Source organism: Pedomonas sp. (assembly GCF_036515995.1).
Classification (GTDB): Bacteria; Pseudomonadota; Alphaproteobacteria; order Sphingomonadales; family Sphingomonadaceae; genus Pedomonas.
The window spans coordinates 1-18,008 of record NZ_DATBUP010000103.1 but is presented as its reverse complement, the minus strand read 5'-3'; the positions used below and the strand labels follow the sequence as shown (position 1 = coordinate 18,008).

At 57.6% G+C, this 18,008-nt stretch carries 14 protein-coding genes and 1 pseudogene; 9 read left to right on the top strand and 6 right to left on the bottom strand.

The genetic code is table 11. The features are described from left to right. The first annotated feature begins 100 nt into the window (after positions 1 to 100). The 4 genes from VIG90_RS07840 (at position 101) to VIG90_RS19865 (ending at position 3,722) form a co-directional block, all read left to right on the top strand. The gene (locus tag VIG90_RS07840; RefSeq protein WP_331592931.1) at positions 101 to 430 is read left to right on the top strand and encodes a HigA family addiction module antitoxin; all 330 of its coding nucleotides are present in this window, start codon (positions 101 to 103) and stop codon (positions 428 to 430) included. Continuing rightward, the gene (locus VIG90_RS07835; RefSeq protein ID WP_331592930.1) at positions 427 to 2,226 is read left to right on the top strand and encodes an HsdM family class I SAM-dependent methyltransferase; all 1,800 of its coding nucleotides are present in this window, start codon (positions 427 to 429) and stop codon (positions 2,224 to 2,226) included. Before VIG90_RS07840 ends, VIG90_RS07835 begins: the two co-directional genes overlap by 4 nt. Then, the gene (locus tag VIG90_RS07830; RefSeq protein ID WP_331592929.1) at positions 2,223 to 3,290 is read left to right on the top strand and encodes a BsuBI/PstI family type II restriction endonuclease; all 1,068 of its coding nucleotides are present in this window, start codon (positions 2,223 to 2,225) and stop codon (positions 3,288 to 3,290) included. Before VIG90_RS07835 ends, VIG90_RS07830 begins: the two co-directional genes overlap by 4 nt. Positions 3,291 to 3,410: 120 nt before the next feature. Beyond that, a complete protein-coding gene (locus tag VIG90_RS19865; RefSeq protein ID WP_414695481.1) occupies positions 3,411 to 3,722 on the top strand; it encodes a transposase in 312 nt (103 codons plus the stop codon). A 472-nt stretch (positions 3,723 to 4,194) separates the two neighbouring features. Here the strand turns inward: VIG90_RS19865 and VIG90_RS07820 are convergent, their stop codons facing one another. Both VIG90_RS07820 and VIG90_RS07815 read right to left on the bottom strand, forming a co-directional pair. Next, positions 4,195 to 4,758, bottom strand: coding sequence for a hypothetical protein (locus VIG90_RS07820; protein ID WP_331592928.1), 564 nt, complete (start codon positions 4,756 to 4,758; stop codon positions 4,195 to 4,197). Positions 4,759 to 4,938: 180 nt separating this feature from the next. Next, positions 4,939 to 5,876: pseudogene (locus VIG90_RS07815) on the bottom strand (IS630 family transposase). Between the two features lie 984 nt (positions 5,877 to 6,860). On the opposite strand from VIG90_RS07815, the gene VIG90_RS19860 reads away from it, so the two are divergent. The 4 genes from VIG90_RS19860 (at position 6,861) to VIG90_RS07800 (ending at position 8,888) form a co-directional block, all read left to right on the top strand. Next, positions 6,861 to 7,019, top strand: coding sequence for a DUF3768 domain-containing protein (locus tag VIG90_RS19860; RefSeq protein WP_414695482.1), 159 nt, complete (start codon positions 6,861 to 6,863; stop codon positions 7,017 to 7,019). 233 nt (positions 7,020 to 7,252) lie between these two features. Beyond that, a complete protein-coding gene (locus VIG90_RS07810) occupies positions 7,253 to 7,975 on the top strand; it encodes a hypothetical protein (RefSeq protein ID WP_331592927.1) in 723 nt (240 codons plus the stop codon). 18 nt (positions 7,976 to 7,993) lie between these two features. Next, positions 7,994 to 8,386, top strand: a complete 393-nt coding sequence (locus VIG90_RS07805) for a hypothetical protein (RefSeq protein ID WP_331592926.1) — start codon at positions 7,994 to 7,996, stop codon at positions 8,384 to 8,386. Between the two features lie 220 nt (positions 8,387 to 8,606). After that, a complete protein-coding gene (locus VIG90_RS07800) occupies positions 8,607 to 8,888 on the top strand; it encodes a hypothetical protein (RefSeq protein WP_331592925.1) in 282 nt (93 codons plus the stop codon). A 36-nt stretch (positions 8,889 to 8,924) separates the two neighbouring features. Here the strand turns inward: VIG90_RS07800 and VIG90_RS07795 are convergent, their stop codons facing one another. Both VIG90_RS07795 and VIG90_RS07790 read right to left on the bottom strand, forming a co-directional pair. Further along, positions 8,925 to 10,364, bottom strand: a complete 1,440-nt coding sequence (locus VIG90_RS07795) for a metallopeptidase TldD-related protein (RefSeq protein WP_414695480.1) — start codon at positions 10,362 to 10,364, stop codon at positions 8,925 to 8,927. Positions 10,365 to 10,462: 98 nt separating this feature from the next. Then, positions 10,463 to 11,041, bottom strand: coding sequence for an RNA polymerase sigma factor (locus VIG90_RS07790; protein WP_331592924.1), 579 nt, complete (start codon positions 11,039 to 11,041; stop codon positions 10,463 to 10,465). A 546-nt stretch (positions 11,042 to 11,587) separates the two neighbouring features. Here VIG90_RS07790 and VIG90_RS07785 point away from each other — a divergent pair. Then, positions 11,588 to 13,804: a ParB/RepB/Spo0J family partition protein gene (locus tag VIG90_RS07785; protein ID WP_331592923.1), complete on the top strand. Its 2,217-nt coding sequence runs from the start codon at positions 11,588 to 11,590 to the stop codon at positions 13,802 to 13,804. Between the two features lie 1,032 nt (positions 13,805 to 14,836). Here VIG90_RS07785 and VIG90_RS07780 read toward each other — a convergent pair. Together VIG90_RS07780 and VIG90_RS07775 are read right to left on the bottom strand one after the other, a co-directional pair. After that, positions 14,837 to 15,910: a helix-turn-helix transcriptional regulator gene (locus tag VIG90_RS07780; RefSeq protein ID WP_331592932.1), complete on the bottom strand. Its 1,074-nt coding sequence runs from the start codon at positions 15,908 to 15,910 to the stop codon at positions 14,837 to 14,839. 159 nt (positions 15,911 to 16,069) lie between these two features. Then, on the bottom strand, positions 16,070 to 18,008 hold a 1,939-nt coding region (locus VIG90_RS07775), incomplete at its 5' end, for a penicillin acylase family protein (protein ID WP_331592922.1).

Below are 18,008 nucleotides of genomic sequence, written 5' to 3'. Positions count from 1 at the left end.
AACAATAAGGCTGTCGAACAGATATGGAACAAAAAAGCTTGTAAAGCGCCTCTTTACAGGGCACAGGCCCGAAACGCAGCGAAGGTAGGGAGGCGGCGATATGCAAGCTGTAGTGCGCGCGATAGCGACCGGCCATCCTGGCCGGTTCGTTAAAAGCGAGGTCGTCGATGCCAACGGCCTGTCGGTGACGGAGGCCGCACACGTGCTTGAGGTGACTTGGCCGGTGCTCTCGACTCTGCTTAATGGGCGCTCTGACCTCGCGCCACAAATGGCAGTTCGCATCGAGAAGGCGTTTAGCGTGCCTATTGAGGACTTGATGGAGATGCAGACCAGCTTCGACATCGCAGAAGTCCGGAAGCGGGCCGACGAAACCAAGGTAGCGCCTTTCGCGCCGAAAACAGCTAGTGCGCAGACGGAGGGGACGAGATGACAAACGGCAGAGCAACGGCACGCTTGAAAAAGGCGGCAACCGCCGACGCGACCCTTTCTCTTGAGTCCAAGCGCGTTGAGCTGGCGCGTGCCCGCGTCGTGGCCCGCGCCTGGGCCGAGACGATCGCGGAGACACGCCGCACCAGCCAGGCTGCGCTTTTCGCGCGAAAAGCCATGGAGACATTTGCCGCTTGTGTGGCGCCGCAGTTAACTCTCAGTCCACCCATTGTTGTCGGGCGCGGAAAGCTCGACAGTACCGCGAGCCAGCTCGCCACGTCAATCGGGCGCGATGTGGCGGTACTGCCAGTTTTAGAAGGTGCACACTTCCTGACCAGTCTTTACACGGTCCTGCTGCCGAAGAAGGAACGCAGCGGCTTAGGTGCATTCTACACGCCCCCAGCACTGACACAGCGCCTTCTCGATCTTGCCGGTGAAGGTGGCGTCGATTGGGCAACCGCGCGAGTGCTCGACCCAGCGAGCGGTGGCGGCGCCTTTCTGCTGGAAGCTGCGTCCCGCATGCGCCGGGCGCTTAAAGGTAGCGAGCCAGCGTTTATCCTTGCCCAGCTAGGTACCCGTCTTTCAGGCCTAGAACTTGATCCACATGCGGCGTCACTTTCGCAAGCTGCGCTTGAAATTTTGCTTTCTGATCTCAGTATGGCGAGTGGCCGTGCCGTGCCAACCTTCGTGAAGGTCTGCGACACACTCGAAGAGACGCCCACGGCGCAATATGACTTGGTGATCGGGAATCCGCCGTACGGGCGGGTAACGCTTTCGGCCGTGCAGCGCTCTCGCTATTCGAGAAGTTTGTACGGCCATGCCAACCTGTATGGCGTATTCACCGACATTGCTCTGCGATGGACGCGTCCCGGCGGCGTTATCGCCTATCTGACGCCCGCGAGTGTCCTCGGCGGGAAGTATTATACTGCCTTGCGCCAGCTGCTTGCAGCCGAGGCTCCGCCCCTTGCGATTGATTTCGTCCATGCTCGCCGTGGCGTCTTCGAGGATGTGCTGCAGGAAACCCTTCTCGCGCTCTATCGTAAGGGAGGAAAGCGCGATTGCTTCCACGTCCACTATCTCAATGTAGATAACGAGCGCAAGGCGCACTTGACGAAGAATGGCAAAGTCAGCCTTCCGGTCGATGCCGGCGCACCTTGGCTTGCCCCCCGGGACCCCGGCCATGTGGGGCTGATCAAGGCAGCTGAAGGTATGGCCGGGCGCCTGTCCGATTGGGGGTATGGTGTTTCGACTGGGCCGCTCGTTTGGAATAGGTTCAGGTCTCAGATGCGCGCCCGCGCCGCGCGCGGGTTGCATCCACTAATTTGGGCGGAGGCGGTGACTTCAGATGGACGTTTCGTGTTCCGGGCAGAGAAGAAGAACCATGCACCCTACTTCAAAACTGAGTTGGGCGACGAGTGGCTTGTTGAAGATCAGGAATGCGTCCTGGTTCAGCGCACCACTGCCAAGGAACAATCGCGCCGTCTCATCGCGGCCGAATTACCGCAATCTTTTATAGACGCGCATGGCGGGGTTATCATCGAGAACCACTTGAACATGGTGCGCGCTATCGGCAAACCAAAAGTGACTCCGGCCACCGTCGCCGCCGTGCTCAACAGCGATCTAATTGATCAGATATTTCGGTGCATCAGTGGAAGTGTCGCCGTATCGGCGTTTGAACTCGGGGCCATTCCGCTGCCGCCTGCCTCGGCTATGGAACCCATAGAGCGACTTGTCGCTAAGGGTTCTCCGCGTACAGCTATCGAAAAGGCCCTGCGCCTTCTTTATGGTCTCGAAGCATGACGTTCCCGCCGATTTTGCCGTGGAAGGATATCCACGCACGCTTGCCGGTAATATTCCCTGAAGGCTGCGCAAACCGCGAGCATTCCATCTGGGAAATCGCAGCCAAGACAATTTTTGTGATGCTTTATGTCGGTGCAGTGGAAGGAAATAGCGTTTGGCTGCGGCCCGATCAGGTGACGCGGATGACAGACGCGCAGGCAGAGCTACTGGGTGACGATGAACGCGCTGCCTGGGTGCCCCTGTCGATGCAATCCAGCAAAGGCTTGAATATCCCTGACAGGTGGTATGCCGTTAACACGAGAGAGTCGATCCGGGACGATACGATCCGCTACGCTCTGCTCCAAAATGGTGCCGTCATCGATCGGCCAGTTCCCACCACGTCGTCGGCAGGGCGGTATGCGCTACAGGCGGAGTTCGCGGCGCTGCTATCACCCAATCTCGACGAAGCGACTTTCATCGCAAAGGCGGCTGCTTGGCGTGAGAAGTACCTTAATGCGGGTGCGCTCGCCCGCATCGCGATTGTGCGCAAAGGCGCTGCAGCTGGCGGCACATATGAACTGGTCACGTTCCCCAACGGTGAAACCCGCCGCATGGCAACGGGGCCGAGCGCAGATATTTCCAAGGCAGTGATTGAGGTCTTTGCGCCAAAGTTCTTGCAGGAGCCTGGTGTGATCTCGCTGAGCGAAAGCGGTAACAAAGTCGTTGCGCGGGATGATGAATTGGCCAAGGCGATCGGTCTGACCATCCCAGCGGACAAGAGCCTTCCCGATATCGTGCTAGTCGATCTTGGGCCGGCGCATCCGCTGCTGGTCTTCGTCGAGGTCGTGCACACAGATGGACCGGTGAATCATGCGCGCAAAACGGCGCTGCTGCAAATCGCCGAAGGGGCGGGTTTCGCGGCGGAGCATACCGCATTCGTCACCGCATATCTTGACCGCGACGCTACCGCCTTCCGGAAAACCGTGAGCAGTCTCGCATGGGGCAGCTATGCTTGGTTCGCATCTGAGCCAGACAGTCTCGTCATATTCAACGATAAGCCGTTGCAGATTAGGGGCGGCTGCTGAGTCGACTTATGTTCTCTTACGCACGGCAAAGACACACAGATCAAGTGGATCGAAGAGATCCTGGCTGCCCCGAACTACGACCTGCCCGGTCTGGCGCCCGAGAAGTGCCGGGATCTGCTCGTGCAGATCGCCGAGCAGACGGCGCGGATCCAGACCAAGACGCGCAAGATCGAGGACCTGGCCGCCAAAACGGGTATGGCACGTCGGCTGCAAACCATGCCCGGCATCGGGCCGCTAACAACTTTGGCGGTGGAAGCGTTCGCGCCGCCGATGGAGGGCTTTCGCTATGGCCGGGATTTTTCGGCATGGCTGGGCTTGGTCCCACGGCAGAGCGCCACTTGCGGCAAGGAACGGCTTGGGCGCATCGCCAAAGCCGGACAAGCAGATATCCGCCGCATGCTGATCGTGGGCGCTATGTCTCGATTGAACTAGCGGGGGAGCGCACATCAATCCCCGACGTATCGTGGCTGGCGCGCCTGCTGGTCCGAGAGCCGAGAATGCTCGTGGCAATCGCCCTGGCCAACAAGATGGCGCGGGCGATCTGGGCCATGTTACCTAAAGGCCAGGATTACCGAGACCCAATACCGGCTGCCGCAGCATGATCATCATGCCACATCAATCTGCTGAATGCCGGTAAAGAGGTGTGAGAAGGCGACGATCTGCATGGGCAGAAGAATCGAGCAGATCTGGAGCGCAAAAACCAGTTTAGAGTCCTGAGCATCAAAGCTCGACAAACAGATTTGAGCCCGTTCTGCGGATCACCATACCGGCAGCGGCTTCTGAAAATGCCGCAGATAAAGGCCTGACAGAAGACCGCACTCGATCACACCCATAAAATCAGAACCCTCTTGCACAACGGGCGGCAACCACAGAGGGCTTTAAGGTCGACGTAATCAAGGGGGAATCACCATAGATTCAGGAACAAAAGCTTCATCTTCCTTGATTTAATCATCTCCCTGTATTGTGCGGCCTGCTCTTCGTATGCCTTCCGATAATCCGGATTCTCTTGGATTTGTTTCTGGCCCAATTTAAAAATAAACCGCTCTAGGTCTGGCAACGCTTCCCACTGCTCATTCTGAATTTTAACCGGCACTGGCATGCCTTGCGAACAGTACATCTGCGGGTCAATTGCGCCATAGGCGCTTAGATAGACTTCGTCATCTAATACAATGTCAGATCCAAAGGCAAAAAAAATTGTTTCTCCAGTGTAAGCCCCGTAAGAGTTCTTAGCATTGTAAATGCCAAATACCCCATTTCCTGAGGAACATCTGTCGATGTCAGAATAGAGGACAGATGTTGGATCTTTGAGCCGCTTTTCCAAATCTCGTTTTGCAGCACGTAGTTCCCAAGTCTGCGCCATATAATAATCTACGGCGTACCAGCAGCCGGCCAAGATAGCAGCAACAAAAACTAGCGGCTTGATCCAGCGATAGCCGTGAGGTTTTCCTTCCTCATATTCGTCCTTCATTTCCCCCCCTATGAATCACTAAATGTTCAACGAGACTCGTGGGATGAACGTCGTAGCGAGCACAAACGACGCCATAATCGCATTTATCCATTCGCATTGTGCAAGTAAACCTACTTAAGTAAACTCCATTGATAGCGTCGTATGGTTTCACGGCCATGTATTAATTAGCGCGGATTCCGTTCAGTCTGCTTTATATCCGCACGAGCGGAAGTAGCTGTCGCATTCGGCGGGCCGGAACAGTTTTGCCGATCAGATCCCAAAGGTCGGAGACGGTTCGCTCTGCTGCCCTGCGCAGCATCGCCTTGAGGCGGGCGAAGGCCTTCTCGATTGGGTTGAAGTCGGGGCTGTAGGGCGGAAGGAACAGCAGCCGTGCGCCTGCGGCCTCGATCAGCGCACTCACCTGGGGGCGCTTGTGGCTTGAGAGATTGTCCATGACAACGACGTCGCCCGGCCGCAACTCCGGCACGAGAACCTTGGCAACATAGGCCTCGAACCATTGGCCGTTGATCGGCCCATCCAGCACCATCGGGGCGATCATCCCGGTCATGCGCAGACCGGCAACCAACGTGGTCGTCTTGCGGTGCCCGTGGGGAAAGTCCATCCGCAGGCGTTCCCCTTTGGCGCAGCGTCCATGGCTGCGGGCAATGTTGGTTGCCGTCCAGGTCTCGTCGATGAACACCAGGCGCTCGGGGTGAAGGTCGAGCTGTCCATTGAACCAGGCCTGGCGCTGCTTCAGGACGTCGGGCCGGTCCTGCTCGATCGCGTGGCCGGTCTTTTTTGCGCGTGATGCCATGGCGGACGAAGAAGCAGTGCAATGTTGAATTTGCCACCACAAGGCCCGCCTCGCAAAGCGCCACGCGCAACTCAGCCAGAGTGGCATCGTTGTTGGCCTCCCACAGAGCCGGGATCGTGTTCCGGCTGGCCTCGACACGGCGCGAGCGCATGTCTCCGCCCTGGGGCCGGGGCGCAAAATCGCGGGTCAAGCGGCGCTGCGTGTGCCAGCGGATCACCGTTGCCGGCGCCACCCCAAACCGGGCCGCTGCCGCCCGGCAGCTTGCACCGGCGTCAATCGCCGCTAAAACGCGCGTGAGCAAATCCATCGAGAGAGGCTGACCCAGCCATGCTGGCCTCTAGTCCCCAGCCAACATCATGCATCAGAAAATCAGTCCCGCGGGAATACCCCGCTATTTAGATCGCTCGAAATCCGCTCTGGTCTCTCCGAAGTTGCTGTCACGACTTATCCGCGTACAGGCTCCCGAATACTACTGCGGGCCATTTAGCGATAGACGCGGTTTTGCCGTCAGCTTCGTTTGTCGGCATTCAGTTGGAGGGCATAAGTTGCAATGCTAGGGGCCTCTTTCCCGAGGGCTGATCTGCGTTTAGAACGCACCGGTGAAATAGCACCCGACGATACTAGCGGCGACCGTTGACTTTCGAGCTCCGCATAGATTGCTGCTGCCAAAAGCGCATTCTCTCAGCATTAGTCATGGGCGGCGTCCGAACTCGGTGGTCCCGACCGCAGTGTTCTTCCCCGCCCAGGCAGAAGTGGAAAGAGGGAAGAAAGAGGGGGGAAGGGAGAGGGGCGAGAGGCGTCGGTCCAGCGCCCGTTCCTAGCCTCTTCGTCTTTCCTCAGGAGATCCATTATGACCTCGGAACTGGGAGCAGCCGATGCCTGCTTGTTCGGGCTGCTCGGTAGCGACTGCGTCCGGACAGAACGGCATGTGCCCCTAACCGGCCCACCATGATTGCACGACCTCGCTCATGGTCCGTATCGGGGAGAGTGTGCTGATCTTGAAATGCCATGAGGTCCGCCCTCAAGCTATCGTCTTGGCGGACAGGCTAACTGCATGCGCTTACTGAAAGGCTTCCGCCATGTCCCACGATTGTGACGATCCGGCGCGCAAGCGGCTGATCCGCGAGCGTAACGACCAGCTACGCCAGGCCCCCTTCGATACGTGGCTCGACCAAGTTGTGCTGACAGAAAGTGTCGACAATTTCCTTCGATCCGCGCCTGGGCTTCTGCCCAGGGAATGGTTGGCGCGGCGGCTTTACCTGCTGCGCGCTCTGGCTGCGTTCGATGCATTTGACGAGACCATCGATCCCTGCCTGGAGCACGACTTCGGATTTTCGAGGCTTGGGACCGAACCTTCTTCTTTAAGATCAACTACACCGACAGCAATGGCCGTAAAGCCAGTTCGAGTTCCGCAAATCCGGCCACCACCAGCCGGGTGCTTACCATCGGCTTCCCCGAGGATTATTAGACGCCCTGTCGCAGGCGACCAGGCTTCAGCCCCGCCGGCCTTCCCAGTTTATCCTCCAATGCCCTGATCCCTAACGCTTTCAGGTTTCCTCCCGCTTGCCCGTGGGGGCGGCACTGAGCTGCGCGGATGTCATCAGCGCCTTGTGGCTAGAAGGAGCCTTTCTCATGCTAAAAGACCTGCTTAAGCTTTTCCAGAAACCCACGCGCTTGCCCAAACTCTCGCGGCCAAGCCTTATGCTGACGTCCCTCACAGACGGGCCCGGGGATGGTCTCACCCATGATCCTTCTGCCCAGTGGCGGTTGCAGCAAATCGAGCACAATGCCGAATGGATGCGCGATTTCTGGGGCGTCAAGCACACGCTCCTCCATGACCCTGACAGCCCAGGCGGGCCTCCGGCCCTGACCCCGCTCAAAGTTGAGCCGCATTGGTATGTGCTGAAGCACCTCGCCCGCTGGTCCCATGCTCAATATGAGGCGGCGCCCCAAGACGTCATCGACCGCGCGGTTGCCGAAATCCTCGGCATCAGCCTGACACATGCGGTCCTTATGCGCTTGGGCGTCGAGAACAGCCGCCCGATCTGGCCCGATACACTCATCGAGCGCGACGGCCGGTATCCTTGGGCGGCTCTTGAGATTCATTTCTTCTGGAGCCGGCTTGATGCGCTCTCCGAGGCAGAGTGGGGCGAGATTTCCGCCGCAGCGAGCCTCCAGCGTGAGCATTTGCGCCAGCACTGGCGGGAGATCCATCAGATCGCATCGGTCTACTACTCGGACTACCACGACGTCATTCAGCAGGCCGCCAACACCGCGCCCCACCGGCATGCGTCTGGCGATGCACAAAGGCTAGCGCACATCAAGACACGGGCGACCTTTGAGAACCTGGCAACCTATGTGGCGGGCACACACGTGCCTTGCCGCTACTTGGCGCTGTTCAGTCCCAAGTCAGCCGCCAGCTAGAACGAGGGAGACGACGCTATGACCCGCTGGTCTGGTGTATGCCGTTCAAATTACGTCAAGGTCAAAGATCCTGCCGCCTTTCGAACATTTCTGGCTGATTTCAGGGTCGAGCTGCTTGAAAAGGACGGACTGTATGGATTTGCAGTCGATACCGTCGGGAATCGCCCGGGTACGACTGGGCACTTAGAGGAACACTTGCGAGAATTGTGCAACAAGCTCCCGCAGCATCTCGCCCCAGGTCAGGTATGCGTCGTTTTTGAGGTGGGCTGCTGCGGCCGGCACTACCTGACCGGCTGGTCGAAAGCTATTCATTATACCGGAGAAATGATCATGCTTGACCTGGATGAAATCTATGCACTCGCCATGGAGAAGTTCGGCAGGCTGGTCGCGATGACTGCGGTCGAGTTTTGATCCAGAGCCACCGCTCCGGTCCACTGGGCGACCCATGGCCGCAACAAGGTGCTTGGCTACGGTGAAACCCCGCGTCTGGTCCACCCTGACTGTGGTTTGCGCCGGCCGCGGCGGGGCGTTGAAAAGAGACGGGACGATACGGCCACCGCCCGACGCCAGCCTGCTTTCCTCTCAGCCCTGCGCCGTGGTATAAAACGGAAAGGCATGACGGATGACTTCAATGATTGACACGCTGAAGATCGCCCAAACCCTCAAAGATGCCGGCTTCGAGGACAAGCAAGCCGAGATGCTGGCCCACACCTTTGGTGAGACCAGCAGCCAGGCCCGGGATAACGTGGCGACCAAGGGCGATCTCGATCAGCTTGAAACGCGGCTTGGCCTTCAGATGAAAGCCAGCCTTTCTGCTCTTAAAGCTGATACGGTGCGATGGCTCATCGGCAGCCAGGCTGTGCTGTTGATTGCTCTTATGGCTCTCTCTAACTTTACCAAGCTTCTGGGCTAATACGGAACAGTTCGCCCCACTGCTGTCCTGCCTCCGTCACAGCATACTGCCACCCACCGTCAAACCCTCGATCAACAGCGTTGGCTGGCCGACACCTGTGGGGACCGACTGGCCGCCCTTGCCGCATACGCCGATGCCCGGATCCAGCACCAAGTCGTTGCCGATGGCCTTCACGCGGGTCAGCACGTCCGGCCCGTGGCCGATGAGGGTCGCACCCTTGAGAGGTCGGCCAATCCTGCCGTTCTCCAGTTCGTAAGCCTCGGTGCACGAGAACACGAACTTGCCCGAGGTGATGTCCACCTGTCCGCCGCCGAAGGTCTTGGCGTAGATGCCCTTTTTTACCGAGCCGAGGATGTCCGCCGGGTCGCGGTCGCCCGCCAGCATGAAGGTGTTGGTCATGCGCGGCATCGGGGCGTGGGCGAAGCTTTCGCGCCGTCCGTTGCCGGTGGCCTTCACGCCCATCAGGCGGGCGTTCATGCGGTCCTGCATGTAGCCCTTGAGGATGCCGTCCTCGATCAGGACGGTGCGCTCCGTCGGCGTGCCTTCGTCGTCGATGGTGATCGAGCCGCGTAAGGCTTCCAGCGAGCCGTCGTCCACCACCGTCACGCCGGGAGCGGCCACCCGCTCGCCGATGCGGCCCGAGAACGCGGAGATGCCTTTGCGGTTGAAGTCACCCTCGAGGCCGTGGCCGATGGCCTCGTGCAGCAGCATACCGGCCAATCCCGGGCCGAGCACCACGGTCATCTCGCCCGCAGGCACAGGTGCAGCCTGCAGGTTTATCAACGCTCTGCTCAATGCCTCGAGCGCCATCGTCTGCCAAATGTCTGGCAAGAAGAACCGTGAATAGTCGTGGCGGCCGCCGATACCCTCGTAGCCCGTCTCGCGCTTTTCTCCCTGTTGCACAACGACTTGCACCCCCAGCCGCACAAGCGGGCGCACATCCCACGTGCGATAGCCGTCGGGGCGCAAGATCTCGATAACTGTCCAGGATCCGTCCAGCGCCACTGCAACCTGCATAACCCTCGGGTCTTTGCCGCGCAAAAAGGCGTCGATCTCTGCCAGCAAGCTGACCGACGCTTGGAACAGAAACGGCTCGAAGGGGTTGCCCGGCGGATAAACCATCTGGTTCGTGCGCACTGGAGCGTCCGACCAGCGGGCTCCGCGACCAGCACCAATCGTTGCGACCGTGGACCCGGCCCGGCATATGGCAGCCTCGGACACCTCATTGGAATGCGCAAAGCCAGTCGTCTCGCCTAAGATGCCACGAAGACCGAAACCCTGCACCATGTGGCAAGTTGCGCTCTTCAGCTGGCCATCCTCGAAGCGAAAGGACTCGGACAGCGTGTACTGCAGGTACAACTCGCCATCTTCAAGTCCGAACAGCTTGTCTGCCACAAGGCTGGCGACCCGAGCCTCATCCATTCCAGTGCGAGTATAGAATAAGTCACGGGCAAGAGCCCGAGGTAGCGTCTTCATCGTCCAAAACCCTTCAGCACTTCGCCCGTGGCGCCTCCGGCCAGCCAGTTGGTAAACCAGCGGCCGCGGGCCTCGAGCGAAGCTCAGATCATCAGGAATTACGACCTTGAGAAGTCGTCAGAAGGCGGGTTCAGTGCGCGCGAACAGGAGCGCAGGGCAGCAGTCACGATGTCGTGAACGGTCGTCCTCGGCACATTAAACTTGGCCGCAACATCGCGGATCGTTTTCTCTTCCAGCTGGGAGTCCAGAAACATCTGCCGCCGGGCAGCGGGTAAGCCAGAGAGTGCCTTGTCGAGGATCTCCAGGCTGCGGCGCCCCGCCACGACGGCCTCGGGCGTCAGCTCTTCAATCGTCTCAAAAGGGCCCACGAGATCAAGATGGTGGGCCATATACGCCTGTGTGCGGCTCTGACGGACCTGGTCTCGCAGGATATTGAGGGCAGTCATAAGCAGAAAATTACGTTCTTTTCTGATACCTGCACTGCTTTGCACATGCTGTCTCGCCGCCAAGCGCTCGAATGCGCTTTGGACGATATCCTCTGGATCGATGCCTGTTCGTGCACAGCGACGCCTGATGAACAGGACCGCATCCCGCTTATGGTTGCGGTACATGTCGTCTAATGGTGATCTGTCACGTTGCCTCACGCTCGACAGACCGACGCAGGGTGCATCAGTCATAACTCTCTCCTCAGGCAGCATGGGCTGTCTGTTGCAAAGGGTTATCGGTAGCGTGATCGGCAACTAACGAGGGGGCCGCCCAACAACGGCCCAGAGTGACACAGCTTCACACCCAAAACGTCAATTCAAGTTTATAAAAAATGTGCTCAAAAACATCTGGACAACGATGCCTGCCAGGCGATTTTCATCCAAGAACTAAAGACTTAAGCGCACTCGTGTGCGGCAGACGCATAGCCGCATTAACTATAATACACGAATATATTAGCGCGAACTTTTCCGTATGCAATTCGAATATTGTACAGCATCCGCGGCGGGCCAGTTGAAGCTTACGAGGTTGTTGGTTCTCTGCAACACCATCCATTCAGAGCGTCTAATTCCTGGCACCAGCCGACATGAAAGTACCGCGCATTGCCCCGGCGGGGCGGTGAGACCCCACGTGAGCACGACACATGGCCGCGACGCCATGGCGAGGGGAGGTGGGAGGGGAGGGGCGGGCGGTAGGTCAGAAAGCACCGCCTCGACAGCAACCTTCTTCTGGAGGCTCACATGGCTGAAGCAATCATTCGAAAGATCCCCTTCAATAAGCTGATCCTGGCAGACGACAATATCCGTAGGACCCATAACGAGCATGCGGTTGACGAACTGCTCCCGGACGACGCACCGCCACTAGGCGATGCACCGCCATTAGGCGACGCTGACAAGGCTCTCCCGACAACCCTGCCCGCCAAGTTGCGGTCCATGGCCCTTAGTATTCACCACCACGGGCTGTTGCAGCCGCTCGCCGTCTACCCGAGCGAAGGTAAAAAGGGCTTTTATCGGGTCTATTTTGGCGGTCGACGATACAACGGCATTAGCGCGCTGGTGGAAGCTGGGCTACACAAGCGGACCTGGCCAATCGACTGTCGCGTCTCGACCAAAGAAGCTGCTCTGGCGGAGGCACTGGCCGAGAACATGGTGCGCCAGGCAATGCATCCCCTGGACGAGTGCGCCGCGTTCCGCCAGCTAATCGAGACGACGGGGCAGCGGATAGAAGATATCGCGGAACAGTTTGGCTTTACCGTCAGCGCCGTTGAAAAGCGCTTGCGCCTCGCGCACCTGCATCCTGATATCGCCCAAGCCTATCGGGACAAGGAGCTGACCCTGGATCAGGCCCAAGCCTACGCCTGCACGACCGATCAGTCGGTGCAGCTGCAGGTCTGGCAGCAGGCATCTGGACCAGGCTGGCATTGGGGAGCGACGCAAATCCGCAAGCAGATCCTCAGCCAGGGTGTCGAGCCGGGTCATCGTCTTGCTCTCTTTGTTGGACGAGACAGCTACACGGCCGCCGGCGGCCGGATCGAGCCGGCCCTGTTTGAGGAAATCGAGACATGGCGGGATAAACCGCTCCTGGAGCAGCTTGCCACCCAAAAACTCGCCGCGATGGCAGACGATTTCGTTGAGCGCGGTATCTATCGGGAGGTTCGACTGATTGCCTCCCTCGGCAGTTCGCCGTCTCTGCTCGAGACTGCGGAAATGCAGGCGCTGCCAACTGAAGACTTGACCTTGTCCGATGAAGATCAGGCGAGAAAATCTGAACTGGCCCAACGGCTTGATGAACTGAGCAATCTCGATGAGCTGACCGATGACCAAGCTGAGGAATACAGCCAGATTGAACTCGACATCGAAGAGCTTGAAAACAAGCAGCACGGCTACCCAGCCACAGTTCAAGCAGAGGCCATCGCTTTCCTTGGCATCGATGATGATGGTCAACCGGAAATCTATCGCCGTCTCTATCGATGCATTCTACCCGATGCACAAAGCGAGGATGAGACAGCCATTGAGGTTTCCCAGTCAGAGGCATCTGAGCCGACAAATGATATAATTCCCGTGACAATCGGGGCGCAAAGCGCTGCCGAAAAACCGAAGGGCTATTCCCGCAGCCTCGTAGAAGAACTGGCCGACCAGCGCCGGACGATCGTCGCAGCAGGCCTGAGCCAGTCCCCTGATCTTGCCTACGACTGCACAGTATTCATGATTGCCTCCAAAGTTTTGAATACGTTCACCCCTGAGCTGGGCTTTGAACTGACAGCCCGGAAGGCCAGTCGGGCATCATTTGCTGTCTCACATGAGCTCACGCCTGCCGCCGAGTTCCTTGAAGAGCAGCTTGCCCGGCTGGATCTGACCTGGATGCAGGCTCCATCCGTTGAAACTCGGTTTCTGACCTTCCAGACCCTGACCCCGACTGCCAAGGCGGACATTCTGGCGTACTGCCTTTCCGAAATGTGCAAACCCAACGTGCAGCCTGACGCTCCGGAGGGGTCAGGTCTACGCTACGGTTTCCTGGAACTGCTCGGCACCCTGATGGGGCTGCAGATCCGGGACTGGTGGGCGCCTACCGCGGCCAACTTCTGGGAGCGGCTGAACAAGAAGCAGATATTAACTGCCCTTGATGACATTGATGCGATCGGCCTCAAGCTAGGGTACATGGACCAAAAGAAGCAGACATTGGCCGACAGTATGGAGCGCTTGTTCAGAGGCGAGGGCCATGTCTCGCCAGAAATCAACGAGCGAGCTCGTGCCTGGGCACCGAGCATTCTGCGCTTCCCTGCCGAGGTCCCGACAGACGGCACCCTAACGGCCGACGAACACGACCTGCCGGCCGAAATACTCGAACCTGCAGAGGCTGCAGCGCCGCCGATCGAGGCCAACGAAGGAACAAACGATACCTCACCCTCCAGCGACTACGGCCCGTCCGACCTGATCGTCCTCGACGACGCTGCGTAGCCGGGCCGCTCGCAGCCGTACTGGAGATATGCCGGTACGGCTGCCGCGGTGGGCTCAATTTGTCATTCATCTCTGTCGTGAATTCGGCGCCCCACGCGACAAGGCCTAGCCAATCCATTTTGGCTGTGATGAGCAAAGGCGCGACCATAGGGCAATGTCTGTGCTGGCATGTTGCAGCGCGATCGGAAGAGATGCTTTCTAAGCTCGGAATACCGGTTGTACGCCATTGAGCGCACGTCAGGTAAATGTAAAGTGCGGCCTCGCATCTAACTAGCTATTTACGTTTTTGTTGTGCAGATGAAAAATCTTTCGTTGCGACCATTGTGGAATAGGAAAGATGAATTGCCGATAATAATATTAGCATTAATGTACTGATGTCGTCTCTGATCATCTGCAAGTGCATTGACAAATATGATGTTGACATCACAATGAATAACGTCCATTTAATCGGGTTGGCCCAATTATATTCGGCCTCTTTTGCGACCGCGCCCCATCCTCCAGCTCGTTCCTTCACGGATAGAACGAAGAATATATTCCACCAGAGTATTCTGTCAGTGAAAATCAGAACTATTATGCAGACCAAGAAGATCTCTAAATAATCCATCGCATGAGGCCTTCGTGACTACAGATAGAATGCTACAGCTTCAGCGGCAGGCGCCGCTGCTGATCCGAGGGCACCATGCGCCGCTTCCCCTACCTTGCTTAGATTGCGGGAGCTGAAAATGTTGCAGACGCTATTTAATGAGAGGCCACCAATCGGCCCAGCAGCCATGCTGAAAGCTTTTGTGCAAGCCGATCCGCGGACGGCCTCACGAGCACGCATACAATGTCTTGAGCCAATTCGGTTAGTGAGATGCAGGAATTGGCCGGTTATGGCCCTCCCGCGGCAGGTGAGAACTATCAGCTCAGTACGCCGCTGTTTGTGCCTGGCGGTATCAAAGCTGCTGAAATTTTCGCCGACCTGACCAAATTTGCCCTTTGCAGTTCCCTGCGTCGATACTTTAGCATACAAGCTCGGCCCGCCGCTGATCGTCAGATGTAACCTTGGTGCCGAGCCCGGAACTGACTTGGCGAAAGTCCGGACCATTTTCTGAAGCACCGGCTGAATGATCCTTGGTCATCGTAGCCGAGGTCTATGCTGATCTGCTTGATTGGCATGTCGGTTGTTATAAGAAGTTCCGCCGCATATTTGAGTTTCTCTTCAAGCCAGTACCGGCCAGGTGACTTGCCGTAGGTCGCTGAGAAACCGTGATCGAAAACCGAGCGGCTCAGCCCAACATTGTTCGCAATTTCACCGGCATCGAATTTACCGGTTCGCGCGTGATAACGCAGCTGCTCCGCTGCTCGTAATATTTTGCGCGCCATAGCGCTATCTTGAGGCTGCCGATTGTCGCTATGCCAATCGCTGCCCAAGGTCATATACAAGAGCGAGTGTATTTGGCTGCCAAAAAACTTGTAGCGGAGATTGCCAAGGAGCGGCACCTCGAACAGCGAGCGCACAATTCCCATACTTGCTGCGGAGATTGCCGTCTTTCTCATCATGAGAACGGAAGCATCGCGATTCAGATAGTGGTCGAGTTCAGCAGGAATATGGCTGTCCATCTCCCCCAAAGCGCGCTGGAGCGCGCGTCGACTCATAGCAATGGAAACCCATTTCAAATGAGCCTTAGCCCGGAATCGCTCTACTTTGATAAAGTTGTCTGGTTGCACTTCAAAGTCGCAATAGCCGGGCAGTGCCTGGAGTGAAGCCGGCGTGATGTATGACGGGACACGGCCATGGCCGAAAGGCAGCAACTCCTGGTCGCCAGAAACGTCAACCATCCACGCGGCACGGATCCAGTCCTCACCGATAAAGGCAAATGATTGCTCATTCGGCAAAATGAAGTTATTGATGCCTGCATAGAACTCGTCATCAATCTGGTAGTACTCAAACGTATCTCCGTTCGGATGCTGCAATATATGATACCCCGCATGCGGTTCAGACGCATCCTCACGTTTTTGAGCCAATGCACGCGCTTCAAGTTCTGCTTGTAGCGCCGCCCAATTTTCGCTCACGGTCAGCAGTGGACCAAGTTTGTTCAGAGAAGAGTGTGATTTTTGTCGCATGTTCACCAGGGCAGTCTAATTGCTTATCTATAATAATTGAAAGCATTACGAGGACCGCAACGATGACGCGACTTGAATATAAAACACCCCCTGTTCTCTGAACAGGGGGTACTCAGAATATATTCTTCTTTGTCTAAGGCTTATATCAATTTGATTGGGCTAGTACCGCAACTCGGTAGCGCTGGTCGTATGGGCGTCCACCTCTTGTTTTGTAAAAGGCAGTGTCATCCACTCATACTTGTCATACAGGCTCTGTTGATCCTCATAGTGGCGGCTGCGGCGCCCGTCGATCGAAGTGAATCCGCTCTGACCTGGTGTTGCTATCGCCACCCCTTTGAGCTGGCCATTGTCCACCCAGAACATGGAGTTTAGGGCGCCTCGATTTTGGAAGGCAGTAATCTTGCGCTCAGTCTCGCTGCCGAAACGTACCCCAATGTGGTTAGCAACAGCGTAGCGTGGCTTGAATGCCGCAACCCGCCAAGCGGTCAGTTCCGGCCCAAACTGCCTCCCAAGGGCTGCAACCGTCTCCTCAAAGACACGGCGGAATACGGCCAGCGGGTCCTCACCATTGAACAAATCATAAGCCAGCTGGGTGCTGCCCTCGAGCCCAGCCAAGTTCCGGATCAGAACGCGTGTTCCTGGCGGCAAGTCTGCGCCAACGGGGATCTCGCGGACGGGATAAGACGTCGCCGCAAATCGTGCAAAGTTACGATCACCGACATCATCGGCAATGACGGCGCGGAATAGACGGCTTAGAAATGCTTCCATGATTGCCGGGGCGGGGCCGTCAAAGATGCCATCGGCGTTGTCATCGCGCCACTGGCCATCCCACTGCTCCAGAATTCGGAGTGCCTGTCCTGCACTGGTCGATGCGCCCTTATCGAGCGCCTTCCTTAGGTAGGGCAGGAAATAGGCCAGGTTATGGTCGGCATGTGCCGAGTAGCGGATGAGATCCCATGCCTCTTTTGGGGTAAAGTTTTCCGTTGCCGTTAGCTTATCAGTAAGCACGCGGACATGGTGCGCTCCTCCCCACATCGACCACCACTGGTCTCCATTGGGCCAGCCGGCACCCGGCTTGTTGTTCCAGTTCGCAAGAAACCCGGTCTTGGGATTGTATGCCGCAGCATTGATGTCTGGTGCGGCTATTCCGATCCAGTCCATTTCACCAGTTCCGACTGCGGGCAACCGGGGATCATGATCCGCTACGCGGACCGGGTAGCGACCCCCGAGGTAATAGGCGATGTTTCCGGTGGCATCGAGATAATAGAAGTTAATGTTCACCGCGATGCGCTCGGCCGCTTGCCTCCAAGCGGCATGATTCTTCGCTCGGGCCAGATCAAACCACGCGCCCAGCGTCTGCATCTCATAACCAGCCCACGCCCGAGACTTTGCATAGGCAACGCCTTTTGCCGGATCATATGCGACGATTGGTCCGTGGACACTCTCGCGACGATAAAATTCCTTCGGAGCCTGGCCTTTAACAGGGATTATCTCCGTACGGATGGAGAACCGCTTCCACTCGCCTTGATGAAAATAAAGGTCAGGGTCGATCGGATTGAGCTTCTCTTCGAATAGATCGACCAAATCGGTCAATCCGGCCGTGCTGCCCCAGCCAACGGTTCCATTGTGGCCAAACAAGATAGAGGGCAGAGCGAGGTAGGTGCTGCCGACCACGTCAAAGCCTGCGCCGTGGAGCCCGACGCCATAAACATACGATGGTGACGTCCAGCCAAACTGAGGGCCGTTCACGAGAATTCCGCTGGTCTCACGGGCGCGCGACCCATTGATCAGCCAGATATTACTTTCCGATTCAAAGCCGCCTCGTCCGGAGATGCCGTTCATCGCGAGCATACGGCGCGCCTGCTCGTGGAGGGTTCGTCCTTCCTTCCTCGCCTTGCTCTGGTCCAGAGATCCTAGCGTCGGAAGCGGCCGAGCAGCGCCTTTGACAAGCTTCTGTTGCAGTTCCGACAATGTTTCGGGTTCAGGAACTGCGGGCCGGTACTGCCATTGCTCCGCTGGCGCGGTCGTGTATGCGGTAGGATCATTCAGCCAGTGAACGCCCCGGAAGATCTGCCATGCTTTGTCCGGCCCGTGCAGG